General features: G+C 57.3%; 24 protein-coding genes. 11 read left to right on the top strand and 13 right to left on the bottom strand.

The window, feature by feature from the left end:
* Positions 1 to 46 precede the first annotated feature (46 nt).
* From ACHPFG_RS20725 to ACHPFG_RS20710, 4 genes are read right to left on the bottom strand one after another with little or no spacing between them, the layout of a single operon-like run.
* Positions 47 to 448 (bottom strand): DoxX family protein, encoded by a 402-nt coding sequence (locus tag ACHPFG_RS20725; protein ID WP_060765970.1) that lies wholly within the window; start codon positions 446 to 448, stop codon positions 47 to 49.
* Positions 449 to 465: 17 nt separating this feature from the next.
* The gene (locus ACHPFG_RS20720) at positions 466 to 1137 is read right to left on the bottom strand and encodes an alpha/beta hydrolase (RefSeq protein WP_103408672.1); all 672 of its coding nucleotides are present in this window, start codon (positions 1135 to 1137) and stop codon (positions 466 to 468) included.
* A complete protein-coding gene (locus ACHPFG_RS20715) occupies positions 1130 to 1972 on the bottom strand; it encodes a DODA-type extradiol aromatic ring-opening family dioxygenase (RefSeq protein ID WP_103408673.1) in 843 nt (280 codons plus the stop codon). The genes ACHPFG_RS20720 and ACHPFG_RS20715 overlap by 8 nt, the downstream gene beginning before the upstream one ends.
* Positions 1973 to 1992: 20 nt before the next feature.
* Positions 1993 to 2622, bottom strand: coding sequence for an NADPH-dependent F420 reductase (locus ACHPFG_RS20710; protein ID WP_103408674.1), 630 nt, complete (start codon positions 2620 to 2622; stop codon positions 1993 to 1995).
* Positions 2623 to 2731: 109 nt separating this feature from the next.
* On the opposite strand from ACHPFG_RS20710, the gene ACHPFG_RS20705 reads away from it, so the two are divergent.
* Entirely contained in the window at positions 2732 to 3631 is a 900-nt protein-coding gene (locus tag ACHPFG_RS20705) for a LysR family transcriptional regulator (RefSeq protein WP_093432472.1), read from the top strand.
* Between the two features lie 19 nt (positions 3632 to 3650).
* Here the strand turns inward: ACHPFG_RS20705 and ACHPFG_RS20700 are convergent, their stop codons facing one another.
* Positions 3651 to 4604: an alpha/beta fold hydrolase gene (locus tag ACHPFG_RS20700; RefSeq protein ID WP_103408675.1), complete on the bottom strand. Its 954-nt coding sequence runs from the start codon at positions 4602 to 4604 to the stop codon at positions 3651 to 3653.
* A gap of 168 nt (positions 4605 to 4772) precedes the next feature.
* On the opposite strand from ACHPFG_RS20700, the gene ACHPFG_RS20695 reads away from it, so the two are divergent.
* Both ACHPFG_RS20695 and ACHPFG_RS20690 read left to right on the top strand, forming a co-directional pair.
* Complete coding sequence (locus ACHPFG_RS20695) at positions 4773 to 5681, top strand: LysR family transcriptional regulator (RefSeq protein ID WP_103408676.1); 909 nt, start codon at positions 4773 to 4775, stop codon at positions 5679 to 5681.
* 139 nt (positions 5682 to 5820) lie between these two features.
* The gene (locus tag ACHPFG_RS20690) at positions 5821 to 6615 is read left to right on the top strand and encodes an SDR family NAD(P)-dependent oxidoreductase (RefSeq protein ID WP_103408677.1); all 795 of its coding nucleotides are present in this window, start codon (positions 5821 to 5823) and stop codon (positions 6613 to 6615) included.
* Between the two features lie 7 nt (positions 6616 to 6622).
* Here ACHPFG_RS20690 and ACHPFG_RS20685 read toward each other — a convergent pair whose 3' ends face one another.
* The 4 genes from ACHPFG_RS20685 to ACHPFG_RS20670 form a co-directional block, all read right to left on the bottom strand.
* Positions 6623 to 7975 carry an MFS transporter gene (locus tag ACHPFG_RS20685; RefSeq protein WP_103408678.1) on the bottom strand — a complete coding sequence of 451 codons (1353 nt, stop codon included), beginning with the start codon at positions 7973 to 7975 and terminating at the stop codon, positions 6623 to 6625.
* 101 nt (positions 7976 to 8076) lie between these two features.
* The gene (locus tag ACHPFG_RS20680) at positions 8077 to 8691 is read right to left on the bottom strand and encodes a nitroreductase family protein (protein ID WP_093432486.1); all 615 of its coding nucleotides are present in this window, start codon (positions 8689 to 8691) and stop codon (positions 8077 to 8079) included.
* Between the two features lie 70 nt (positions 8692 to 8761).
* Positions 8762 to 9115: a putative quinol monooxygenase gene (locus ACHPFG_RS20675; protein WP_103408724.1), complete on the bottom strand. Its 354-nt coding sequence runs from the start codon at positions 9113 to 9115 to the stop codon at positions 8762 to 8764.
* A gap of 85 nt (positions 9116 to 9200) precedes the next feature.
* On the bottom strand, positions 9201 to 9398 hold the full coding sequence (locus ACHPFG_RS20670) for a tautomerase family protein (RefSeq protein WP_034103477.1): 198 nt from the start codon (positions 9396 to 9398) through the stop codon (positions 9201 to 9203).
* Positions 9399 to 9548: 150 nt separating this feature from the next.
* Between ACHPFG_RS20670 and ACHPFG_RS20665 the strand changes: the two genes are divergently transcribed.
* Complete coding sequence (locus ACHPFG_RS20665; protein ID WP_093432490.1) at positions 9549 to 10451, top strand: LysR family transcriptional regulator; 903 nt, start codon at positions 9549 to 9551, stop codon at positions 10449 to 10451.
* A gap of 15 nt (positions 10452 to 10466) precedes the next feature.
* Here ACHPFG_RS20665 and ACHPFG_RS20660 read toward each other — a convergent pair whose 3' ends face one another.
* Positions 10467 to 11366: a LysR family transcriptional regulator gene (locus tag ACHPFG_RS20660; protein WP_093432492.1), complete on the bottom strand. Its 900-nt coding sequence runs from the start codon at positions 11364 to 11366 to the stop codon at positions 10467 to 10469.
* 143 nt (positions 11367 to 11509) lie between these two features.
* Between ACHPFG_RS20660 and salA the strand changes: the two genes are divergently transcribed.
* From salA to ACHPFG_RS20630, 6 genes are all read left to right on the top strand, one after another.
* Positions 11510 to 12793 carry a salicylate 1-monooxygenase gene (gene salA / locus ACHPFG_RS20655; protein WP_103408679.1) on the top strand — a complete coding sequence of 428 codons (1284 nt, stop codon included), beginning with the start codon at positions 11510 to 11512 and terminating at the stop codon, positions 12791 to 12793.
* A gap of 71 nt (positions 12794 to 12864) precedes the next feature.
* A complete protein-coding gene (catA, locus tag ACHPFG_RS20650; RefSeq protein WP_093432497.1) occupies positions 12865 to 13803 on the top strand; it encodes a catechol 1,2-dioxygenase in 939 nt (312 codons plus the stop codon).
* Between the two features lie 41 nt (positions 13804 to 13844).
* Positions 13845 to 14993 (top strand): NAD(P)-dependent alcohol dehydrogenase, encoded by a 1149-nt coding sequence (locus tag ACHPFG_RS20645; RefSeq protein ID WP_093432499.1) that lies wholly within the window; start codon positions 13845 to 13847, stop codon positions 14991 to 14993.
* A 29-nt stretch (positions 14994 to 15022) separates the two neighbouring features.
* Positions 15023 to 16474, top strand: coding sequence for an aldehyde dehydrogenase (locus tag ACHPFG_RS20640; RefSeq protein ID WP_093432501.1), 1452 nt, complete (start codon positions 15023 to 15025; stop codon positions 16472 to 16474).
* Positions 16475 to 16640: 166 nt separating this feature from the next.
* A complete protein-coding gene (locus tag ACHPFG_RS20635; RefSeq protein WP_371928452.1) occupies positions 16641 to 17519 on the top strand; it encodes a SphA family protein in 879 nt (292 codons plus the stop codon).
* Positions 17520 to 17650: 131 nt separating this feature from the next.
* Complete coding sequence (locus ACHPFG_RS20630) at positions 17651 to 18205, top strand: cytochrome b (RefSeq protein WP_093432506.1); 555 nt, start codon at positions 17651 to 17653, stop codon at positions 18203 to 18205.
* Between the two features lie 66 nt (positions 18206 to 18271).
* Here ACHPFG_RS20630 and ACHPFG_RS20625 read toward each other — a convergent pair whose 3' ends face one another.
* The 3 genes from ACHPFG_RS20625 to ACHPFG_RS20615 all read right to left on the bottom strand — a co-directional run bounded on the left by ACHPFG_RS20625 (position 18272) and on the right by ACHPFG_RS20615 (position 21083).
* Positions 18272 to 19585 (bottom strand): sensor histidine kinase, encoded by a 1314-nt coding sequence (locus ACHPFG_RS20625; RefSeq protein ID WP_211145504.1) that lies wholly within the window; start codon positions 19583 to 19585, stop codon positions 18272 to 18274.
* Between the two features lie 77 nt (positions 19586 to 19662).
* Positions 19663 to 20328 (bottom strand): response regulator transcription factor, encoded by a 666-nt coding sequence (locus ACHPFG_RS20620; RefSeq protein ID WP_093432510.1) that lies wholly within the window; start codon positions 20326 to 20328, stop codon positions 19663 to 19665.
* A gap of 143 nt (positions 20329 to 20471) precedes the next feature.
* Complete coding sequence (locus ACHPFG_RS20615; protein ID WP_093432512.1) at positions 20472 to 21083, bottom strand: TetR/AcrR family transcriptional regulator; 612 nt, start codon at positions 21081 to 21083, stop codon at positions 20472 to 20474.
* A gap of 406 nt (positions 21084 to 21489) precedes the next feature.
* Between ACHPFG_RS20615 and ACHPFG_RS20610 the strand changes: the two genes are divergently transcribed.
* Positions 21490 to 22953, top strand: a complete 1464-nt coding sequence (locus ACHPFG_RS20610; protein WP_431700306.1) for an MDR family MFS transporter — start codon at positions 21490 to 21492, stop codon at positions 22951 to 22953.
* The last annotated feature ends 8 nt before the right edge of the window (positions 22954 to 22961 follow it).

Genomic DNA, 22961 nt, shown 5'->3' with positions numbered 1-22961 from the left:
GCGCGCTGGGTGGCCAGGGCGCCGGCAGCGGTTGCGTATGGCTCAATCACGCATTATTGGATGGCTTGGCCGCAAAGGCGCCTTCACCCAGCAATGCAACGACCAGTGCCGTCACACTCAGGTAGATCGGATATTCCCAGCCGCCATTGGCGTTGGTGAAGCTCCAGCCGTTGCCGAAGTGCACGGTCGCGGCGACGAACAACTGGACCACTGCCAGTGCCGCTACCCAGCGTGCATACACACCTAATACCAGCATCAAGCCGCCGATCACTTCGAACGCCATGACCGGATAGGCCAGGAAGCCTGGAAAACCGATGGACTCGAAAAAGCCTGCGGTGCCGGCCGGGGTAAACACCAGCACTTTGGTCAAGCCGTGGGCGATGAACATGATGCCGAGTGCCAGGCGCATCACGAATGCGGCGTAGGGTGCAGTGCGAGAATCAATCATGGTGTAGCTCCTTTTATTTAGTTGGGAAGGGACAGCGTGTGGCTAAGCCATTGAGAAAAGTCGGCCAGTTCTTCACCGATAATCTCGTGGGCCATGTTGTAGAAATGGGTTTCGTGCTTGACGCCGATGCGATCCAGCCAGGCATCTGCCTCGTTCGCCCAGTCCACCGGCAGGACGGCGTCCTGGTGCCCGTGGGCGATGAACGCCGTGACCGCCTTGAGGCGCTCGGCTGAGGCGATCCGCGGGGCAATCTCGCGCAGCATGCGGCCGCTCAATATGGCAAAGCCTGCCACCAGCTCAGGTTCAGTGACGCCCAGGCTCGCACTCATGATGCCGCCCTGGCTGAAGCCTGCGATTACCGTCGGCAGGGCGGGCAGTGCTTCGATAAAGCGCTGCAACAGCAGGCGGCTTGCTTCTGCCTGTTCCTGGTTGAAGGACGGGCCGTTGCTGGTGAAGTTCACCTGGTACCAGGCAAAGCCTTGCGGGCCAACCTGCAAGGGCGCGCGCAACAGAATGACTTCCAAATCTTCAGGAAGCGATTCAGCCAGGGCTGCAAGGTTGGCTTCGTTCGAGCCCACGCCGTGCAGGAGGATCAAGCGGCCTTTCGGGGTGAAAGTACTGCAGCCTTTGCGGAAAAACAGACCTGTCTGTGGTTCGCGGGCTGCGTCGGAAAATGTAGTGTCACGCATGGTCAATAATGCCTTGAGTCAGTTGAATAGGTTCGTAGCCAGTAGACGGGGCCGAGGAGAACAAGTAGCTGTCCATGGCCAGCACGCCGTAGGTCACGCCTCCCTCCAATACCTGTGTCTCGTAGCCTTCCCCGGCTGCGCCCAGGGCGATCAGCAAGGGCAGAAAGTGTTCATCGGTGGGGTGAGCCCGCTCAGCCGACGGCGCATACTGCTTGAAGTCCAGCAATTGCCCGGTGTTACCGTCTTGCAGGGTTTGAGCTGTCCACGCGGCAAACGCATCGACGTAGGCAGCGCTCTCGCGGGTGGCGCCGCGGAACTCGTACAAGTTGTGGGTCAGGCTGCCTGACGCGACGATCAGTACATTCATATCCCGCAGTGGCTTGAGCGCGTCGCCCAGCTTCCAGGCCTGATGAGTGTCAAGACTGGCCGGCATGGAGACCTGGACCACCGGAATATCTGCCTCGGGTGCCAGGTACAACAGCGGTACCCACGCGCCATGGTCCAGGCCGCGTTGACCATCCAGTCGCGACTGCCAGCCGGCTGCCTGCAACAGGTCTACGATGTGCCCAGCCAGAGCGGGAGCGCCCGGTGCCGGGTAGCTCAGTTGATACAGTGCGTCGGGAAACCCGCCAAAATCATGGATGGTTGCAGGCGCGGTGCTCGCCGTGACAACGACTTCGCCGCGCGTCATCCAATGCGGAGAGAGGACGACGATGGCGTCAGGTCGCGGCAGCTCGCGACCGACCTGAGCTAGGCGGGGACCCGCCAGGCCAGGCTCGATGGCGAACATTGGAGCACCATGAGACACAAACAGCAGGGGGAACGGGGTGTTCATGGTGGAATGCTCCGAAGGAGTTACTTGTTAAGCCAGACAGGCGCGATGGAAGTGCCCAGGCCGGCGCCGTACCCGAGGTAGATGTTCAGGCCTGCCAGCGGCTCCAGGTAGCGAGCGTTGATCAGCCCGCCGGTATCGACGGTGTTCCAACCCAGGCTGCGAGCCAGGGCCGTTGCTGTCTGCTTGGCGCGTTCACTGTCACTGGCCACAAATACGCTGCCACGCTGGTCATCGGCGAACGTCGGTCCATCGCCCAGCACTTGAGCAAACAGGGTGTTGAAAGCTTTGACGACCTGGGCTTGTGGGACTGCCTTGGCGATTTCTTCGCTGGCGCTGGTGGTGTGGCCGATGGTCAGCGACATGTAATCGGCGCTGAGCGGGTTGGTGATATCGATGACGACCTTGCCGGTCAGATCGCCCAGGCTTTGCAGCGCCGTGGCGGCATCTGCGTAGGCAGTGGCAAGTACCACTACATCGCTGTCGCCCAATGCCTGGTCTGCGCTAAAGGCGGTTACCTGATCGAGCTGAGCTGCCAGCGCTTCTGCCTTCTGGATATCACGGCCCGTAATACGGACAACGTGACCGGCGCCAGACAACTGCTTGGCGAACGCTGAACCCATGTTGCCGGTACCCACTACTGTAATTTTCATATCGACCTCTTTCGCGTTGGTGTGTGTTTCGATGGGGTTAGTTTATAGGTTGTGAGATTGGGATAAATAAGGCCAAATGCGATAGATAGTTCCACTAAGTGAGACAGTTATGGACAGGGCGTTAGAGATGCAGGTGTTCTGCATGGTGGTTGATAAAGGTACTTTTGTAGGCGCGGCCGACGCCCTCGAAATGTCCAAGGCGGCTATCTCGCGGTATGTGAGTGCCCTTGAGGAACGTTTGGGTGCTCGGCTGCTGCATCGCACTACGCGCAAGCTCTCGCTGACCGAGGAGGGTCGGCAGTTCTACCATCAGGCACGGGAGGTGCTGGCCCTGATGGATCAGGCAGAGGAGGCTGTATCGTCTGCAGCACCGGAACCCAGCGGTGTGTTGCGGGTGAATGCGCCGGTCAGTTTCGGCGTTTTGCACCTTGCGCCGCTGTGGGGGGCGTTCATGAGCGCCCACCCAAATGTCGAGTTGGATATCAGCCTTAATGACCGTTTGGTAGACCTGGTGGATGAGGGCTTCGACGCAGCGATACGCATTGCGCGCATGGAGAACTCATCCCTGGTGGGACGCCGGCTGGCAGGCACGCGTATGTGCCTGTGTGCTTCCCCCGATTATCTGGCGAGTCATCCCCCGCTGCGCACACTGACGGACTTGGCTGAACATGGCGTCATCGCCTATACCAACTTTGCGACGGGCAATGAATGGCTATTCGACGGGCCCGATGGTCGTGTCAGCGTGCGCACCCGTTCGAGCGTGCGCTGCAACAATGGCGATACGTGCCGCAGTATCGCCCTTGCGGGTGGGGGCATTGCCCTGCAGCCAAGCTTTATGGTCGGTGAGGATTTACGCACCGGAACGCTGGTGGAAATCCTGCCTGAATACCGCTCCATCGAGTTGGGCATTTACGTGGTTTATCCCACGCGCAAGCATCTGGCGAGCAAGGTTCGGGCACTGATCAGCTTTCTGACTGAACGTTTCGCCCATCCCGAGTGGGAGCGCTAAAGGGTTGAATCGGCACGTATCAGGAGCGCTGTAAGAAGCTGTGCAGGTCAGCGGCGAATTTCTGCGGATTCTTGAATGCCAGAAAGTGGTCGCCTTGTTCGGTCTTGTCGTACACATACAGTACCGAGTCGCGGATCACTGAGTTCATCCACTTCTGACTATCCAGCCAGTCACTGTATTCCCCAGTAAAAATCGCGGTGGGCACGTCGATCTTGGTTTGGATGACGTCCCGCCAGTCGTTAGTGACATGATCGAAAAGCACCAATCCGGTAAATGCCATATCGTCTTTTATGGCCGCTTGGACCAGACTGATTGCATTGTGAAAATAGGGTGAGTCGAGTGCCATTGCGCGCTCAAGTACGCGAGTTCGTGAAACCAATTGGTTGGTCGGTGTCATGTTCACGTAGGAGTCGATCATGCGCTCCGGTGAGGTGGTGAAAGCCCCGGCATCCAGTCGCTGTTGTTCTGTCCAATCGGCGTGACAATAGACTGAAGGTGCCTGGTCGATGATGCTCAAGGTGCGAATACCTTGGGTTCCGAACAGATCGATGTATGCCCACATCACCGACGCCCCCATCGACCAACCGCAATAGTGCGCCTCAGGCACACCCAGATGCTCGGCAAACTCTTTAACGTCCATGGCATAACGGGAAATGCGATTGCCCGACGCGGTTTTTTCGGAGAAGCCCTGGTTGCGAACATCCAGCACGTAGACGTGATAGTGATTGCTGAGGATGTGCATGAGGTGGAAATACATCGCACCGTTGGCCGACCAACCCGGGATAAAAATCAACGGCTGCCCTTCACCTGCTTCCCAATACGCCAGATTGACGCGGTCACTGGTGCTGAAGCTGCTGACTTTAAGGTCGGGAAAGTCCGAGGCGCGGAAGGCCTGGCCAATGATTTCGTGGGGAAAGTAAAAGTCTTCGCCGAGCATGGCCGGGAGCGATTGATTGATCAGGGGGTACTTCACGGTCCAATCCTGTGTCGATTCAAATAACGGTCGAGCGACGATTTCCAGCGCCGGCTATCAGTTGGCCCGCACTCGTTACCGTCAACTCGCTGCCAAGCGAAGATAGACCTTGGACAGTTCCAGGATAAATACTCAAAATGCCTGAACATTCGAAACGGATCATTGGTAATGGATCGTCTGAGCAGCATGGCGGCGTTTGTCAAAGCGGTGGAAATGGGCTCCTTCAGTGCCGCTGGCGACGCGTTGCAGATGTCGGCGCAATTGATCGGCAAGCATGTGCATCATTTGGAGCAGCACCTGGGCGTACGTTTGCTCAACCGCACCACCCGTAGACAAAGCCTCACTGACTTCGGCCGCGAGTTTTACGAACGTTCCAAATTTATCCTGGCCGAAGTTGAAACCGCCGAAAACCTCGCAGCTCATACCCAGGCGGCCCCAAGCGGGCGGCTGCGCATCAATGCGCCCGTCAGTTTTGGTATGCAGTCCCTCGCGCCCTGCCTACCTGCATTTATGGAGGCCAACCCGCAGGTGAGCGTCGAGCTGAGCCTGGCCAACAGTGCGGTTGATCTGATCGATGAGGGCTTTGACGTGGTGTTCAGGGTCGGTGTACTGGCCGACAGTGGCCTGGTTGCCAAGGCGTTGGCGCCCTACAAGCTAGTGTTGTGCGCTGCGCCGTCTTACCTCGAAGGCAAGCCCCCGATCGAGACGCCGTGGGACCTGCAGAACCATGAGTGCTTGGGGTTTTCCCACACCGAGCTACGCACGCACTGGACGTTCGATGGGCCTGAAGGAACCGTCGTTGTTCCCGTCGGCAGTCGATTCATGGCCGATCATGGCGAACCGCTGCTGTGTGCCGCCCTGGCCGGGCTGGGGATACTGCTCCAACCGGTGGAGCTGGTGCGCAAATCACTGCTCGCTGGGGAACTCGTCACGCTGCTGCCGGATTACCCGCCACCCAGTCGCCCCTTGCACGTGCTGTACGCACCCGACCGCCGGCTCACCCCCAAGCTGCGCACTTTTCTCGACTTCGCCATCCAGAATTTCGGTGCAGACTTCGTTGAACCTGAGCTCTTTTGAAACAGACTGTTGTAGATCACCAACCTGAATTGACATTTATCCAGGAGCGGCTAAGCCATACAGTGGCCGCTTTGTTTTCTACGTAACGGTAGGAACTGATGGCGGGCATACACGCCCGTACATTCTTGATGGAGAAATGATGAATATCCAACTGAAGACGAAACGCGCACTGGTTACCGCCTCGACCGGCGGCATTGGTTTTGCGGTGGCCAAGGGGCTTGCCGAGGCAGGCGCCGCCGTCGTCGTCAATGGCCGCAGTGAAGGCTCCGTGAACGCAGCGGTAGCCCGTCTGCTGGCAGAAGTGCCCGGTGCCAGTGTCAGGGGGGTGGCCGCCGACCTGAGCACCGCGCCAGGTGTTGCAACCTTGTTGGACGGTATCAGTGATATCGACATTTTGGTGAACAACGCCGGCATTTACGAACCGCAGGATTTCTTTGAAACCGGTGATGACGTGTGGGACAACTACTGGCACACCAACGTGATGTCAGGCGTCCGCTTGAGCCGCGCGCTGCTGCCAGCCATGGTTGATCGCGGGTGGGGTCGGGTGGTGTTCGTTGCTTCCGAGTCTGCGCGAAACATTCCCGCGGACATGATTCACTACGGCGTTTCCAAGACCGCCCAATTGGCACTGGCCCGTGGTTTGGCCAAACGGGTCGCCGGCAGTGGTGTGACCGTCAACAGCGTGCTGCCAGGGCCTACGCTGTCTGATGGCGTCGCGGACATGATGAAGGGCGAAGTCGAACGCACCGGCAAATCCCTTGAGTCGGTGGTTGCCGAGTTTGTCATGCAGCATCGTCCAAGCTCGATCATTCAGCGGGCCGCCAGCGTGGAGGAAGTGGCCAACATGATTGTTTATGTCTGCTCCACGCAGGCATCCGCCACCACCGGCGCGTCGTTAAGAGTCGACGGCGGCGTGGTAGACGATATCGTCTAACCGGCCTTCAGGGCTGGCGGGACACGTACAGGTTCACCCCGATACATACCAGCAAGGCGAACGCAGACAACAGCATTGCGTTCGCCATCCCTTGCGAGAACGACGCCACGTCATCATGCGCAATCAATATTCCCGAGACGGCAACGCCTAACACGCCGCCCAACTGCCTGGCAGACGCCATCAACCCCGAGGCGATCCCTGCATCGTGCTGGGACACAGACGACAACATCGAATTGGTAATGGACGGCACCGACATTGCGCTGCCAATGCCGACCAGCATCAGTGCGCCATTGAGCAGCCACGGGGAGGCTTGCGCCGTGATTTGCGACAGTACGAGAAACCCTACGATCTGAACGCTAAAGCCTGTGGTGATGATGCGTGTGGCGCTGAAGCGTTTGGCGAAGCGTGAGGAGAGCAGGGTTGAAAGGGTCAGCACCGCCGTCAAGGGGATGAATGACACCCCGGTTTTGAACGCGTCGTAATGCAGGAAGGTTTGAAAGTAGATACTGAATACGAACACTGCGCCGTAAAACGTCAAATTGATCGCAGCGCCGGCCAGCGCCATGCTGCCGAGTACTTTATTGCGGGCAAGGCGTGTCGGCAGCATGGGATCCTTGACGCGACGTTCGATTCCAACGAACGCTGCCGCACAGGCCAGCGCAACAGCCATGGCCGTCAGTGTCTCAGCGCTCCAGCCTTGCGCACTCGACTCGGTCAAGCCATAGGTTAAGGATGCGAGGCACAAAGCAATACTGATTTGCCCCGGAATATCGATGTGTTTATCGACCCGAGGGGACGCGGGTGCGTATCGCAGGATCAGGGTGATCGCCAGCAGACCGATTGGAATATTCAGCAGAAAGACACTTCTCCATCCAAAGTACTCGATCATCAAACCACCGATTACCGGCCCGGCGGCCAGAGCAATTCCGCCGCAAGCCCCCCAGAGCGCGACGGCGGATCGACGTCGGTCCGGGTCTTGAAATGACACACGGATCAGCGTCAATGAAGTGGGGATCAGCAACGCGGCTCCGATTCCCTGAGTCACACGCATCGTGATCAGGACACTCATGCTGTTGGCCAAGCCGCAGCCGATGGAGGCTAGGGTAAATATCGCAAAACCCGCTGCGAATACAGATTTTGCCCCCCATTTGTCACCCCAGGCTCCCCCCAGGATCAGCAAGGCAGAGAAGGGCAAGGCGTAACTGTTGATGACCCACTGCAGGCCGGTGATGTCGGCGTTAAAGGCGGCTTTTAGAGCACCCAGCCCGACGTTCACTACGCTGACGTCGAGTTGCACGACGAGAAAGCCCAGGCAGGCAGCGATTAAAATGGCGCGTAACGAAGCAGGTGTTTGAGTCATGACATTTGTGTTTCACAGCCTGTGGCAGGTCATGATTGAGAGTCGATTTACCCATGCCATGGCATGCCTGGCGTGAACCAGGCACGCACAGCAGCGAGGGCTTAAACGAACTGCAATACGTCGTTCACGGCTTTACGCGGCTTTTGTGGCCAGTTGGCCGAGCCCGGGTAGCCAACGGTGATCAACATCACAGGTACTTCTTCCTCTGACAGACCGAATTCCTTGGCCACTGCGGCCTGATCGAACCCGATCATTGGGGTCGATACCAGACCTTGGCCCTTGGCGGCCAACATCAGGGTCATCGCGGCGAGCGAGCCAGAGCGAATAGCTTCGTCGCGCTGCAACTGAGGGTTTTCCTGGTACATGCCTTGAGCCGCACCCACCCACATGTCGTAGATCGACTGGTCAATGATTCCGGCATCCAGGGTCGGCTTCAATGCGGCAGGCAGGGTGACATGCGGGTTCAGGGTGCCGCAGACAATAAACGTCACGGCGGCATCCATGACCTTTTGCTGGCCGAATGCCAATGGCAACAGGCGTGCTTTGGCTTCGGTGCTGCGCACGGCCAGGAACTTCCAGTTTTGCAGGTTGAAAGCGGAAGGGGCGTGGGTGGCGAGGTTGACCAGCTCGGCGACCTGGGCGTCCGTCAATGAACGTTCAGTGTCGTAGCTGTTGGCGGAAATGCGGGACTTAATAACTTCGGCGATAACGGACATGGTGATCTCTGTGCGGGATGGTGATGCGCAGGACACGGTTGTCACTCTTGAGCCTGCGCCCTGTTTCAACTCAGCGGCTGAAGCCGTCGAATGGCGTCATGTAGACGGCGCCGAACGGGTCCAGGCGCTTGCGGATTTCAGCGTCGGGGGTGCCGTAGACCACCAGGCTAGTGATGGTGCACAGCTCCAGGAAACGCTGGCCGAAAGGCGCAAACGTGGTGTCGACGTGCCTTACCACGGCATCGACGTTATAACGCTCAAGGATGTGCACGGTGCTGTTGTCTTCGTTGACGCTGTATTCGTAAACCAGTGTGCCCGGCTCAGCCTTGGTGGCAGCAACGATTGTGGCGATCAGTGCTTTGAATTCAGCGAACTCTGCGGGTTTTACCGCAAGTGAGAACAGGCAGGAAATATGGGGATGCATGGTGGTGGTCTCCGGCAGATGGATGACAAAAACCTGCAAGGCAGCATCACTGGATTAGCCGATGCATGCGGTGCAGGTCGGGGCGTCAGGATTTTTCGGGGGCTTCCCCGAACAGCTTGCCGGCGCCTGCCCAATCCGATGCGGCTACGTCTTCGAAAATCACGTAAATGTAACTGGCATCGGTACCGGTGTGTTTAACGATGCTTTCGGTGATATCGGCTGCAACAGCAGCTTTCTGCGCGTGTTCTTTACCTTCGAACCAGCTCACACGTACGACGGGCATGATGTATTCCTTCTAGGACATTGATCTGGGAGGGGTGCGCGAAGTGCACCGTTGTCTTACTGGAATCCATCGTACTGTTGAATACTGTGGCGATAAACGGCTTGCAACTATAATGTGGGTAGATCAAAACTCTACAATGGTGGGCGCAGCATGGTACCTATCGATTCTTTTCAGGGCGTTATCACCTTCGTCGTGGCGGCGCGCTCGTCCAGCTTTACCCAGGCAGCCGAGCGCTTGGGGCTGTCGAAATCTGCCGTGGGCAAGGCCATCGCGCGCTTGGAAGAGCGTTTGGGCGCGCAGTTATTTCATCGCACGACGCGACGGATCTCGCTCACCGCCGATGGCGAGGCCTACTTCGCAGCGTGCTCCACGGCGCTGGAGGAAATCGGCACCGCAGAAAGCGGGCTGGGGCCAGGTGGTGGTGAACCTTCAGGACGTTTGCGGGTTGATGTTCCGGTGGCCTTCGGACGGCGGGTCGTCGCGCCACTGTTGTTTGAGATCGCCAACAAATACCCGGCGCTGCAATTGAGCCTGACCTTTTCCGATCACCTGGTGGACCCGTTCGAAGAGGGTATCGATTTGTTGGTACGGTTCGGCGAACTGCAGGACACCAGCGGCCTGGTAGCGCGACGATTGACCCGCCAACGTTGGGCCGTCTGCGCTTCCCCTGACTACCTTGCGCGCTTCGGCACCCCGCAAACCTTGGAAGAGCTGACCCAGCATCGTTGCATCGTCGGCCATCGCCGCGGCCAGCCGCTGGCTTGGCGAGTGATGCAGGCGGGTCAGACCGTCCGTTATGCCCCCCCTTCAACTCATCAGATTGGCGATGGTGAAGCCATGATTCTTGCCGCGGTGGCTGGCGCCGGCCTGTGCCAGATGCCGCGCAGCCTGTTCCAGGATGACATCGAGGCGGGCAGGCTGGTCGAGGTGCTGCAAGCCTATGAGCCTGAAGCGGTTGATGTGCATGCGGTGTGGCCCAAGGTGTCGCACCTGCGCCCCAAGGTTCGGTATGTGGTCGACGAATTGGTCAAGTTATGTGCGCATTGGCAGTAAAGGCGGTGCGCGCATTTAATCGCTGAACAGATCGAACATCAGTTGTCGAAACCATTTATTGGCAGGGTCCCGGTTGTATTTGCCGTGCCAGAACAAATTGATGGCGATCTCGGGCAAGGGCAACGGAACCGGCAGGCTGGTGAGGCCGAACGGCTGCGCGCAGCTGTTGGCGAACCGCTCGGGAACGGTGGCGATCAAGTCAGTGTTCTGCAGGATATGCCCAACTGCGACAAAGTGCGGTACTTCCAGGCGAATCTCGCGTTGCAGGCCAGCACGCTGCATATGTGTGTCGATTTCTCCATGGCCGGTACTGGCGGCCACGATCCTGACGTGCCCGAACTCACAGAAACGTTCGCGGGTCATTGGTTGTTGAGTCAGTGGATGGTCTTTTCTGCACAAGCACACATAGCGATGGTGAAACAGACGCCGCTGGTAGAAGCCTGCTTGCAGGTCCGGTAGCAGTCCGACCGCCAGATCCACTTCTCCGCTGGCCAGGCTTTCGGATAGTTGAGCATTACTGCGCAGCGTACTCACCGAAATGCCAGGGGCCAGTTTGAGCAGCGCGTCGATCAATCGCGGCACAAAATAAATTTCCCCGATGTCGGTCATTGCCACGACGAAGCGTTTTTGGCTGGTCGCTGGATCGAACTCATCGTGGCGGTTGATCGCACCGTGCAGCAAGCCGATCGCCTGTGATACCGGCTCAGCCAATTGCGCGGCAAAGGGGGTTGGCTGCATGCCCTTGGGGGTCCTTACGAACAACTCATCATTGAATGTGATGCGCAGACGCTTCAACGCATTGCTGACGGCCGGTTGAGTCAGCCCAAGGCTATCCGCCGACATTGAGACACTTCGGTCTGCCAGCAATTGGTTAAAGATCACCAACAGGTTCAGGTCCAGCTCGCGCAGATTCATCTTGGATGCTCTCGGTCAGGCGTGCGGATTAAGTCATTTTTATATTCACGTTGGTGATAGTTTGTATGGAGGGCAGGGCATTTATCAATGGTTTATGAATAGTCATGATCGGGCTATTCCAAAAACAAACATAAGGTTTTCCCATGACTAGCCCTCATTCTGTCTTGCAAGTGGGCATCGTCGGCGGCGGTATCGCTGGCGTGGCCCTGGCACTTGATCTCTGCCGTCACACACATTTGGACGTGACGTTATTTGAAGCCGCGCCGGCCTTCGGTGAGGTCGGCGCCGGTGTATCGTTCGGTGCAAACGCAGTGCGTGCCATCGAAGGCCTGGGAATCGGCACACCCTATGAGCGCATTGCTGACCGCACGCCACAACCCTGGCAAGACATTTGGTTTGAATGGCGCCGCGGTGTGGATGCCGGCTACCTCGGTGCCAGCATCGCCGATGGCGTGGGTCAATCTTCCGTGCACCGCGCCGATTTTCTTGATGCGCTGGCCCAGCAATTACCGGACGGAATTGCCCGCTTCGATAAGCGCGCGGTCAGCGTGCGTGAGACAGGGGACAGGGTCAGCGTTCAATTCACCGATGGCACTGACTACGAATGTGACCTGCTGATCGCTGCCGACGGTATCAAGTCATCCCTGCGCGACTATGTGCTTCAGGGGCTGGGCCTGCCTTTGGTCGCACCTCGATTCAGCGGCACCTGCGCCTACCGCGGCATGATCGACAGCGAGCAACTGCGCCAGGCATATCGCGCGGCCGGCGTCGATGAGCACCTGATCAATGTCCCGCAAATGTACCTGGGGCTCGACGCCCATATCCTCACGTTCCCGGTCAAGCAAGGTCGGCTGATCAATGTGGTTGCCTTCGTGTCTGATCGCTCCGAGCCCAACCCGGTGTGGCCGCAGGACACTCCCTGGGTCAAAAGCACCAGCCAGGCGCACATGCTGGAGGCCTTCGCGCACTGGGGCGATGCCGTACGTGTATTGCTTGAGTGCATCCCTGCGCCGACGTTGTGGGCGCTTCATGAACTCGATGAGCTTGCAGGCTACACCCATGGCCGTGTCGGGCTGATCGGTGACGCTGCCCACGCCATGCTGCCCCATCAAGGCGCCGGGGCTGGCCAAGGACTCGAAGATGCCTGGCTGCTTGCGCGCCTGTTGGGCGACCCGCGAGTACTAGAGAGCAACGCCCAAAACGTCTTGCAGGTGTATGACGAGATTCGTCGACCGCGCGCCTGCCGTGTGCAACGTACGTCCTGGGAAGCCGGCGAACTTTACGAATTTCGAGACCCTCAAGTCGAGGGCCAGGAGTCGCTGTTGTCGACCACCTTGGCCAGTCGTTTCGATTGGTTATGGAATCACGATATGCAGTTGGACCTTTTACAGGCTCGCACTCGGCTCGGTTGGGCAGAGGCTGTTTGAAGTGCATGCATTCAGCGCCAGCACCGAACCGCTGGTGCGCCTGACCACAATAATAAATAGGTGAAACGACCATGACTGTCCGCATTTCCCATACCCCCGACATGCTTGAGTTTTTCCGCGATGCAGCGGGGCTGAAAAACGCTGCTGGCAACCCACGCAACAAGCACATTGTGCTGCGTATCCTGCAAGAGACCGCTAGGCTCATTGAAGAGCTTGAGGTCACTGATGATGAGTTCTGGGCGGGGGTCGAGTACATCAACCGACTCGGCAAGAGTAACGAGGCGGGGTTGCTTGTGGCAGGCCTGGGCGTGGAGCATTTTCTCGATCTGCTCAACGATGCCAAGCAAGCCGAGGCCGGACGCACCGGTGGCACGCCGCGCACGATAGAAGGGCCCCTCTATGTAGCGGGTGCGCCTCTTCGCGAGGGTTTTGCGCGGATGGACGACGGCTCGGAAGACCGCGTCGCCACGCCGTTTTTTATTGAAGGGCAAATCCTGAATCTGCAAGGACAGCCTATCGCGGGGGCCCTGGTCGACCTGTGGCAAGCGGACAGCAAAGGCAGCTACTCGCACTTCGACAAAAGCCAGTCAGAATTCAACCTGCGCCGACGCATTGTGACCGACGCTGACGGGCGTTATCGGGTCAGGAGCATCGTACCTTCGGGCTACGGCTGCGATCCTGAAGGCCCGACCCAGGAGTGTCTTAATTACCTTGGACGGCATGGTCAGCGCCCTGCGCATATCCACTTTTTCCTGTCCGCCCACGGTTATGAGCACCTCACTACCCAGATCAACCTGTCCAACGACAAGTACCTCTGGGATGACTTTGCCTACGCCACGCGTGATGGTTTGATCGGCGAGGTGCAGTTCATCGAAGACCAGGCGCTGGCCGCTGCCCATGGTCTTACAGGACGTTTTGCGCAAATGACATTTGATTTTCAGCTGCGTCCGGCAGCCAGCCTGGAAGCGCAACAGCGAAGCAGCCGCCCGCGTGCGCGGCAAACCGCTTAAGTCGAAGCATTCAAACCTGAACGATTAAAGAGGATAAGTAGATGTCCCAAAGCACACTAGCACCCATTGAAATCAAAGTTGCCGTATTGCGTGAAGCCGGAAGCAAACTCCAGCTCGAACGTGCAGAGCTGGGGATACCGCGCGCCGATGAAGTGCGCGTGCGTATTGTAGCGACAGGGGTTTGCCACACTGACATGGTCGTGCGTGATCAGCTTTTTCCGACGCCGTTGCCGATCGTGCTGGGCCACGAAGGTTCCGGTATTGTTGAGTCGGTGGGGGCAGCGGTTACCACCATCGCACCGGGTGATCATGTGGTCATGACCTACATGTCATGTGGCTTGTGCCTGCCTTGCGAAACCGGGCACCCCGCGCATTGTTCCCACATGCACCCGCTGAACTTTGGCGGCGGGCGGCTGGATGGCAGTACCTCGACCTGCAGCTGCGACAACGCTGCGCCGATACATGACCACTTCTTTGGCCAGTCGTCGTTCTCAACCTATGTGATCGCCAGCGAGCGCAGCGTAGTGAAAGTGTCGAAAAAGGCGCCGTTGGAATTGCTGGGCCCGCTGGGCTGCGGCATTCAGACGGGGGCGGGTTCGGTGCTCAAGGCCCTGAAAGTCGAGGCGGGCGCCAGCTTTGCTGCGTTTGGCGCAGGCGCGGTAGGCCTCGCGGCGGTAATGGCAGCCAAGGTTGCAGGCGCTACTACGATTATTGCTGTCGATGTGACCCCCAGTCGCTTGAGCCTTGCCCTTGAAGTGGGCGCGACTCATGTGATCAACAGCCGTGAAGAAGACCCGGTTCAGCGCATTCGTGAAATCACCGGCGGCGGGGTGAACTACAGCCTCGAATGCTCCGGTCGTGCAGAAGTGCTGCGTCAGGCCATCGACGCGCTCACCACGCTGGGCACCTGCGGAATCGTAGGGGCGACAAAGATGGGCACCGAAGTGGCGTTCAACATCAACGACGTGATGATCCCGGGCAAGCGAATCATGGGCATTGTCCAGGGCGACGTGGTCGCCAACGCGTTTATTCCCACGCTGGTCGACCTGCACCTGCAAGGCCGCTTCCCCTTCGACAAACTGTGCCGGTTTTACACCTTTGACCAGGTCAACGAAGCCATGGCCGACAGCGAAAGCGGCATCACCATCAAACCGATTCTGCGCATGCCGGCCACGGCCGATCTGGCGTAATTCCTAAGGCTCACCCAAAGGACCTCTTGATGAATGTTCAACTCGTAATCGACAACGTCGCGCAAGCGGCGTCTAACGGTAAGACCTACCAGCGTATCGACCCGATCAGCGGCAAGGTCGTCACGACGGGTGCCGCTTGCAGCATAGACGATGCGCGGCGCGTTGCGGCGTCTTCCCAGCAAGCGTTCAAGACGTGGTCGAAGGTCGGCCCAACCGAGCGTCGCCGGCTGCTGTTGGCCGCTGCGGATGCGCTGGAAGGCAAGATGGAGCTTTTTTGCACCGTCATGGCCGAAGAAATCGGTGCATCGCGATTGTGGTCACAATTCAACGTGGGCGCTTCGGCCAACCTGTTGCGCGAAGCCGCTGCGTTGACGACGCAAATCAAAGGCGAAACATTGGCGACCGATAAACCGGGCACTTTGTCCGTGACCCTGCGCCAGCCCGCCGGCACTGTGTTGAGCATCGCGCCGTGGAACGGTCCGGTGATCCTGGGCACTCGTTCCATTGCTTACCCATTGGCCTGCGGCAACACGGTGATCTTCAAAGGTTCGGAGAACAGCCCGCGTACCCATGAGCTGCTGGCCCAAGCCTTCTATGACGCAGGGTTTCCGGCGGGCGTGGTGAACTTCATCATATCTGCCCCCGAAGATGCCGGCGTCGTCACCGAAGTGTTGATTGCCCACGATACGGTACGGCGGGTGAATTTCACCGGCTCGACCAACGTCGGCCGAATGATTGCCCAGACCTGCGCTAAACACCTCAAACGCTGCTTACTGGAACTCGGCGGCAAGGCGCCATTCATTGTGCTGGAAGATGCGGATCTGGATGGTGCGGTCAATGCAGCGGTGTTCGGGGCTTTTCTGTACCAGGGACAAATCTGCATGTCGACCGAACGGTTTGTGGTCGATGAGGCGGTTGCTGACACCTTCGTCGCCAAGTTTGCAGCGCGTATTCGTGGCCTGGAGCAGGGTAGTCCGGTGACCAACCCCGCCAGTGTCGTAGGCCCGATGATCGCCCAAGGCTCGGTCCAACGCATTAATCAGCTGCTCGATGATGCCATTGGCAAAGGCGCCTCGATTGTCGCCGGTGGGCTGGCGGAGCAGGCGCAGATGGCACCGACGTTGGTCGATCGCGTGACGTCGGCCATGCAGATCTACGATGAGGAAACCTTCGGTCCCGTGACCACGGTCGTGCGTGTGAAAGGGGCCGAGCAAGCGTTGGAAGTCGCCAATGACACGGCATTCGGCCTGTCCTCGGCGATTTTCAGCCGTAACGTCAGCCTCGCCCTCGACCTGGCCAGCCGCCTGGACGCCGGTTGCGTGCATATCAACGGAGCCACCGTGCAAAACGAACCACAGGCACCTTACGGCGGCATGAAGAACAGTGGCTACGGCCGTTTTGACGGTAGCGCAGTCATTGAAGAATTCACCGAAGTGAAATGGGTCACGGTCGAACCTTCCGACCAGCCTTATCCGTTCTAACCACACAGCATAGAGGCCGGCTCTATGGAGCCGGCGTTTACTCCGTCCGATTAGATCACGGCACTCCGGGTGTCGCGCCCGGTGCTGCCTGCGAATTCTCAACGCACACATGGTTGCCACAATGAATAATAAAAAAACCGTTGTCGCTGTAACTGTCCTGTCCAAAATGCCGGCGTTGACTGTCGGTTGCGCGCTGGCATTTGGTCTGCCCGCTGCCCAGGCTACCGAGGGTGGTGGATCGTCTTATCCGATGGGCGCCGAAAACTACATGACCGGGGCCATGCCGCCACCTGGTTTCTACACACAGATTTTTGCAGAAAGTTATCGTGCTGATCGGCTCCTGGATAATCGGGGCAAGTCGGCGCTTGATGATTTTCACCTGAGCGCCGATGTGATTGCTCCCAGGCTGATCTGGGTGACCGAACAAAAGGTACTCGACGGCGACCTGGCGTTTCACCTCAACGTGCCCTTGGTCGACCTGCGGGTGGACGTGAACGGTCAGCACCAGAAGAAAACGGGCATGGGCGATATCATCTTTGGCCCGGCGCTCGGTTATCACTACAGTGATAAATTCCATGCGATCTACGCGCTGGATATCTTCGCCCCCACCGGTCGTTATGACCGCGGCGACCTGGCAAATATTGGCCGCAATTACTGGGCATTCGAGCCGATTGCTGCCTTCTCGTACGTCGATCCCGCCGGGGTGAATGCCGATATCAAAGTGATGTACGACTTCAATCTGCGCAATCGCGCCACGGACTATCGCTCAGGGCAGGAACTGCACGCTGACTATTCACTGGGTTGGGGCTTGGGTAATGGTTGGGTGGTGGGCGTCGGGGGGTATATGTATCGACAGACCACCGACGATCATCAAGACGGCGAACGCATCGAGGATAACCGAGGGCGCGCGTTTGCGATTGGCCCGTCAATCAAGTACGCGAGCGATTCCGGCTGGTTCGTGACCGCAAAATGGCAAAAGGAAAGCGAGGTGCGCAACCGTCCGGAAGGAGAGGCTTACTGGATCAAGCTGACCATTCCTCTGTAGCGATATGTAGAGATTTTTTCTACGCAGCGGCGATTTTCTTGGCGTTTATCCCTGCTGAAAAGCTCTATAGGATCGCATCGCGCGCGTACTGCGTGCATCGCACCAGGCATTTAGAGAGTAGGGATGAAACGATGACGGTATCAAAAACCGATGGCTATACCGGCACGGCCAAGTGGCTGCATTGGGGGATGGCCTTGATCTGGCTCGGCAGCTGGTGTGTGGGCATCCTCGCCAGCCATTGGCGTGAGGAACTCAACCCTCACCATGAGCTGACTTTCCTGCATAAGGCTGCCGCCAGTACCTTGCTCTTTCTGATTGTGCTGCGGGTGTTCTGGCGCTTGATAAAGCGCCCACCCGCTTTGCCGGCCAGCATGAGCCCGCTGATGCAGCGCGGGGCGGCGTTGGGGCACGTGCTTCTTTACGCCCTGGCCTTGATGGCGCTGCCTGTGTCCGGCTGGTACTGGAGTTCAGTGGCGGACAAAGCCATCCTCGTCGCAGGCTTGTTTGTGTTGCCGCCGTTGGTCGCCCCTAATCCTGATCTCTACGATGTGGCCAAGTTGGTGCATACGTGGATCGCATGGTTTTGCGGTGCGCTCGTTGGTGGGCATTTGCTGGTTGTGCTTAAGCACCATTTTCTTGATAAGGACGACATCCTCGTCCGCATGCTGCCCAGGACCAAGCCCTGAGTGGAGAGGGTAGCTTCATTTGGTCAGGACCACTGGCGCAACGTCGCTCAGTTCAGGACGGCGTCCCTAATTTATGGAGCCATCGACGGAGGTGGCTCCTGGGAACACCACGCGCACCGCAAGCCCCCGACCATCAAGCCCGGCGTGAGTTTCTATGGTCGCGCAGTGGAGTTGAGCGATACTGGCTACCAGTGACAACCCGATGCCACTACCCCGTGTGAGTGTTCCAGCCACTCGGTGAAATCGCTCGAAAATGGCTTCGCGCTCTGACTCTGGAACACCCGGCCCGTCGTCGGTCACTTCAAGGTAGACGTTGTTGTTTTGTTCCAGTGTTGCTGTTCCTTGGTATCCGCAACTTATGCATACACGCCCGCCCTTGGCGGTATAGCGTAATGCGTTGTCGACCAAATTGCGAAGCAGTATTCCGATTTCATCGATGTCGCAATGAATCATACATTGGTGGATGTCGAGAAATATCGAGCGCTGTTGCTGACAGGCGTAGATCTCGAACTCGTGCACAACATGCAGCACGAGACTACTCAAGTCAGCAGGTGAATGCAGCGGCGCATTGGCACCCGAGTTGAGGCGAGCCAGGTCGAGCAGTTGTTCGGACAGGCGAGTGCTGCGCTGAGCAACCGTGAGTAGCTTCGTAAGTGCCACATCTTTCTCTTCGACACTAGGAGCACGTAACGCTATCTGAGCCTGTGCCTGTAGTGCCGATAGGGGCGTACGCAATTCGTGGGCTGCATTGCCGATGAAGCGGCGCTCGCCCTCGACAGCTTCGTCGAGTTGCTTGAGCGCGTGGTTGAAGGATTCAACCAGCGGATGGAGTTCTCGTGGCAACGGTACCGAAGGTAGGGGGGCGAGATCAAAGCTGCGCCGATTGCGCATCGCAGTACCAAGGGCCACCACCGGTTTTAGGGTGTTGCGAACTACGAACCACATCACTCCCCCCACCAGTAAAAGCAGTAGCGTCGCAAGCACCAAGCCGATCAGCGCATCGTGTCGCATCTCCGCATCTACCACGCTATGCAGATTGCCGACCTGTACATCAACATGGCCGGTGCTGTCTGACACGGAATAAACCCGCCACCTTTGCCCTTCAATAACGGTCGAAGCAACGCCCTCAATGAAGTCTGGCCGCAGAGCAACTTCAGGTGCACCGGGAGTGCGTGCTACCAGTTTGCTGCGATCAAACCATACTTGGAATACGAGTTTATCGTGTTCCGCGAGTGCGGGGTTGCGCAGTTTAAGGCCTGGCCCCAGGATTGTTTGGAGTTTGTTATTGGCCGGAATAGTCATCAGGATTCTGATAGCAATTGTCTGGAGTTTTTCGTCCCATGTGCTGGTCTTGTTGTGGGTGAAGTATGCGAATAGCATGGCCAGCGCTCCTGCCCAACATAGAGCAATAGTTGCAACAAGCACCCAGATCATCCGTCCATGTAGCGACTTCGACTTCATGGGCGTGGCTGCCCGACTACATAGCCGTGACCGTGCACAGTGCGAATTAAGTCATCCCCTAATTTGCGGCGTAATTGATGGATAAAGACTGCGATGGTGTTGCTTTCCACGGCGCTGTTGATGCCATATACCACATCTTGCAAATGGTCGCGCGTGACTACATGTCCAGGACGCTCGAGCAGCGCAAGCAGTGTCCGGTATTCGTGTGAACTTAGCGTCACGTCCATGCCGGCCTTGCTGACAACTCTACGACTTCGGTCGACTTGAATATCGCCATGAGTAAAAATGGGAGTGACTCGCCCCTGACTGCGTCGGAGTACCGAGCGGACGCGAGCCCATAGCTCATCGAACTGAAAAGGTTTGACCAGGTAGTCATCAGCACCTGCATCCAGGCCGAGAATACGCTCGCTGAGCTGTCCCCGGGCAGTCAACATCAGCACAGGCGTAGAGTCGCAGCGGCTGCGCATTGAGCGCAGCACCGTAAGCCCCGAGTCGCCGGGTAAGCCGATATCAAGCAGTACAGCTACATAAGCATGATTGACCAGAGCTATTCGAGCCGAAACAGCATCGCACACGTGGTCGATACTCCAGCCGCTTTGACGCGCCCCATCACAAATCGCCTCGCCGAGCATGGAGTCATCTTCTACCAAGAGCAGGTGCATACAGAGTCACTCCGAGATCAGAGAGGATAGGTTCTTTAGGGAATACGAGGCATGGCAATTTGTTTTTTATTAAGAGTGCACATAGCAGTAAACCGGTTAAAGGGCTGTGTTTACTAGTAATTAACGTACGTTGATCCGTCTCATCAGGGCGGGGATACGCAAGACTGGATTGCAGCAATTACCAGCGTCACAGATTCGTCCTTTAAAGCGTTGTCCAGATCCGGTGAGTTAAGCAGATGTCGCATCGTGGCAAGTCCGATGACATAGGAGCCTATTAATGCTGCTCGTACGTTGGCATTTCTACCGCCTAACTTGAGCGCTAGTGGTTGCACAAACTCGACATGAAATCGACTAGACGCAACAGTAGATGTCGCAGGGCTTGCCGAGGCCAGCAATAGCAAACTCAATGGGTTGAATCCGTTATCATTGGGAACAGGGCTCTTGCTCAGTACGCGCTCAACCAGAAATTTACCGACATCCTCCAAATCATCAGGTAAATGCTCCTCGACGTTGAATGCCCCCTGAATGATTTCGGCGAACAATTGTTCTTTGCTGCCAAAGTAACGACTTACCAGTGCCGCATCCACACCGGCAACGCTGGCAATCTCGCGCATACCGACGCTCTCATAGATCTTGTATGAGAAGCACTGCCGCGCGGCCCAGAAAATGCGCTGCCGCGTTTCCGCAGAATTTCGTCCCTGAGCAGTGCGCTGCGCACCCAGAGTAGAGGCTTTTGACTGCTTTTGTATGTTCATGAGTCGATTTTGTCATCAGTTGTTGACATTGGCAAACGCCGTGTGGAGTAATGATGTCATCAGCTGATGACAAGTCGCTTTGGAGGCGCGTTCGATGACTGAATCTGTATCCAAACTCTCTCGTAAGGTCACGTTAGTGACCGATGTTTCCAGCGACGTAGGTTTATCGGTGGCGCCGTTGATGGGGCCGTATGGGTATTGGCGGTGGCCGCGTATAACCCAAAAAAGCTCAACAAGGTCCTCGTTTAGCGTACGCAGCAATATCGATAAAGCGCTGGAGAGAGGCGCAGGAGATGGCCAGTACAGCGCCATTTCTCGTCAGTGCTAAAACTCGCCCTAACACGCAGCATCCTCGCTATGGACGGCGGTATGGCTCAAGTCTGAAACCCCTAGTTGAGAAACCGATATGCCAAGTGCCGACTACCGATCTCCGGATACGAAACAGCCCTTAACAGGTACCTCTGTTTCAGCCGTACTATTGCCTTTGATGTTGGTGTTATTCATATCCACCTTGGATCAAACCATTGTCGCCACTGCACTTGCCCAGATTGGTGAGGAGCTCGGCGATGCTGCAAACGCCCCTTGGATTGCTACTGCCTATTTGCTTACCAGCGCCATTAGCACGTTAATTTTCGGCAAGCTTGGCGATATGCATGGACGGAAAAAGGTGTTTCAAGCCTCGGTAGCTATCTTCGTCCTTGGTTCCGCGCTCTGTTCGTTTGCTCCAACGATGCTGTGGCTGATCGGATTTCGTGCATTGCAAGGCATAGGCGGCGGAGGGCTCAATTCGTTGGTTATGGCAATTGTGGGGGATATGGTTTCACCCCGTGAGCGAGCACGCTACCAGACCACGCTCGGAATCGTCCCTGCTATAGCAATCATTCTCGGGCCAGTGTTGGGTGGATTGATCGTGGATCATTGGAGTTGGCCCTGGATATTTCTGATCAACGTGCCAATCGGTGTGCTGGCCTTTGTAATAATCGCGACTCGCCTGCATCTACCCACTCATAAAAGCGCACACCGATTGGATATTGCCGGTTCGCTTCTTTCGATTCTTTTTACCACATCGTTTTTGCTCGTTATGGTTCAGGGTGGCAGTACTTTTGCTTGGTGGTCATGGCAGATACTCGGTTTGGCGGGTGTCAGTCTGTTGTCCCTCATTGCGTACTTACAGGTCGAGCGATATGCATCTGAGCCGATTACGCCGCTGATACTATTTGCCAACAGCATTTTTTCGATTTCATCGGCATTGTTTTTCCTGTCTACAGCAACGCTGTTTGTTGCCATGTTTTTCGTACCACTAATGCTGCAGAAAGTGTTCGGGCTGTCAGCCTTTCTCTCTGGTAGCAGCATTGTCCCTTTGTTGCTCGCGCTGATCGTCGCAACAGCGTTGACAGGGGCAGTCATTTCTCGCACAGGTCGTTACCGCATTTTCCCTATCTTGGGGGCACTATTTGCGGGTGGCGGGCTATTTATGTTGAGTCTGGTGCAAGTCACGACGCCACTTTGGCTCGTCATATTCATGTTGGCGATACTTGGCGTTGGTTTGGGGTTTTTCATACAGGTCGTCCTACTGGCTGGGCAGAACGCTGTAGAGCACCGCCACCTTGGGGTTGCGACAGGGGCTCTTAATTTTTTCAAAACCCTGGGTGGCGCCACGGGCGCAGCAGCATTTGGTGCAATTCTGACGAGAGGGATGTCCGTTGCCACGAATACCGAGATGATGCTCGTCGCTTTTCGTTTGGTATTTCAGGGCGCGCTGATAATGATGGGAATCGCCTTGATATTGGCTCTGCTGCTTAAGGAAAAACCGCTCTCGCCGGAGATGGTTGAGGTTGCGGGAGGGCGGTGCGATGTACCTGAATACTAGGCTCTGTA

It is taken from the genome of Pseudomonas sp. BR20 (assembly GCF_050780135.1).
Classification (GTDB): Bacteria; Pseudomonadota; Gammaproteobacteria; order Pseudomonadales; family Pseudomonadaceae; genus Aquipseudomonas.
Note: the sequence above shows the minus strand (reverse complement) of the source record. Positions and strands in the feature narration are given on the sequence as shown.

Excerpts from the sequence above, each read along its gene's own strand:
- catA (WP_093432497.1), top strand. The coding sequence starts at position 12,865 with ATGACTGTCCGCATTTCCCATACCCCCGACATGCTTGAGTTTTTCCGC.
- ACHPFG_RS20670 (WP_034103477.1), bottom strand. The coding sequence starts at position 9,398 with ATGCCCGTCGTACGTGTGAGCTGGTTCGAAGGTAAAGAACACGCGCAG.
- ACHPFG_RS20660 (WP_093432492.1), bottom strand. The coding sequence starts at position 11,366 with ATGAATCTGCGCGAGCTGGACCTGAACCTGTTGGTGATCTTTAACCAA.
- ACHPFG_RS20620 (WP_093432510.1), bottom strand. The coding sequence starts at position 20,328 with ATGCACCTGCTCTTGGTAGAAGATGACTCCATGCTCGGCGAGGCGATT.
- salA (WP_103408679.1), top strand. The coding sequence starts at position 11,510 with ATGACTAGCCCTCATTCTGTCTTGCAAGTGGGCATCGTCGGCGGCGGT.
- ACHPFG_RS20710 (WP_103408674.1), bottom strand. The coding sequence starts at position 2,622 with ATGAAAATTACAGTAGTGGGTACCGGCAACATGGGTTCAGCGTTCGCC.
- ACHPFG_RS20610 (WP_431700306.1), top strand. The coding sequence starts at position 21,490 with ATGCCAAGTGCCGACTACCGATCTCCGGATACGAAACAGCCCTTAACA.
- ACHPFG_RS20615 (WP_093432512.1), bottom strand. The coding sequence starts at position 21,083 with ATGAACATACAAAAGCAGTCAAAAGCCTCTACTCTGGGTGCGCAGCGC.
- ACHPFG_RS20645 (WP_093432499.1), top strand. The coding sequence starts at position 13,845 with ATGTCCCAAAGCACACTAGCACCCATTGAAATCAAAGTTGCCGTATTG.
- ACHPFG_RS20715 (WP_103408673.1), bottom strand. The coding sequence starts at position 1,972 with ATGAACACCCCGTTCCCCCTGCTGTTTGTGTCTCATGGTGCTCCAATG.
- ACHPFG_RS20680 (WP_093432486.1), bottom strand. The coding sequence starts at position 8,691 with ATGTCCGTTATCGCCGAAGTTATTAAGTCCCGCATTTCCGCCAACAGC.
- ACHPFG_RS20635 (WP_371928452.1), top strand. The coding sequence starts at position 16,641 with ATGCCGGCGTTGACTGTCGGTTGCGCGCTGGCATTTGGTCTGCCCGCT.
- ACHPFG_RS20685 (WP_103408678.1), bottom strand. The coding sequence starts at position 7,975 with ATGACTCAAACACCTGCTTCGTTACGCGCCATTTTAATCGCTGCCTGC.
- ACHPFG_RS20705 (WP_093432472.1), top strand. The coding sequence starts at position 2,732 with ATGGACAGGGCGTTAGAGATGCAGGTGTTCTGCATGGTGGTTGATAAA.
- ACHPFG_RS20640 (WP_093432501.1), top strand. The coding sequence starts at position 15,023 with ATGAATGTTCAACTCGTAATCGACAACGTCGCGCAAGCGGCGTCTAAC.
- ACHPFG_RS20630 (WP_093432506.1), top strand. The coding sequence starts at position 17,651 with ATGACGGTATCAAAAACCGATGGCTATACCGGCACGGCCAAGTGGCTG.
- ACHPFG_RS20725 (WP_060765970.1), bottom strand. The coding sequence starts at position 448 with ATGATTGATTCTCGCACTGCACCCTACGCCGCATTCGTGATGCGCCTG.
- ACHPFG_RS20690 (WP_103408677.1), top strand. The coding sequence starts at position 5,821 with ATGAATATCCAACTGAAGACGAAACGCGCACTGGTTACCGCCTCGACC.
- ACHPFG_RS20695 (WP_103408676.1), top strand. The coding sequence starts at position 4,773 with ATGGATCGTCTGAGCAGCATGGCGGCGTTTGTCAAAGCGGTGGAAATG.
- ACHPFG_RS20720 (WP_103408672.1), bottom strand. The coding sequence starts at position 1,137 with ATGCGTGACACTACATTTTCCGACGCAGCCCGCGAACCACAGACAGGT.
- ACHPFG_RS20665 (WP_093432490.1), top strand. The coding sequence starts at position 9,549 with ATGGTACCTATCGATTCTTTTCAGGGCGTTATCACCTTCGTCGTGGCG.
- ACHPFG_RS20625 (WP_211145504.1), bottom strand. The coding sequence starts at position 19,585 with ATGCTATTCGCATACTTCACCCACAACAAGACCAGCACATGGGACGAA.
- ACHPFG_RS20675 (WP_103408724.1), bottom strand. The coding sequence starts at position 9,115 with ATGCATCCCCATATTTCCTGCCTGTTCTCACTTGCGGTAAAACCCGCA.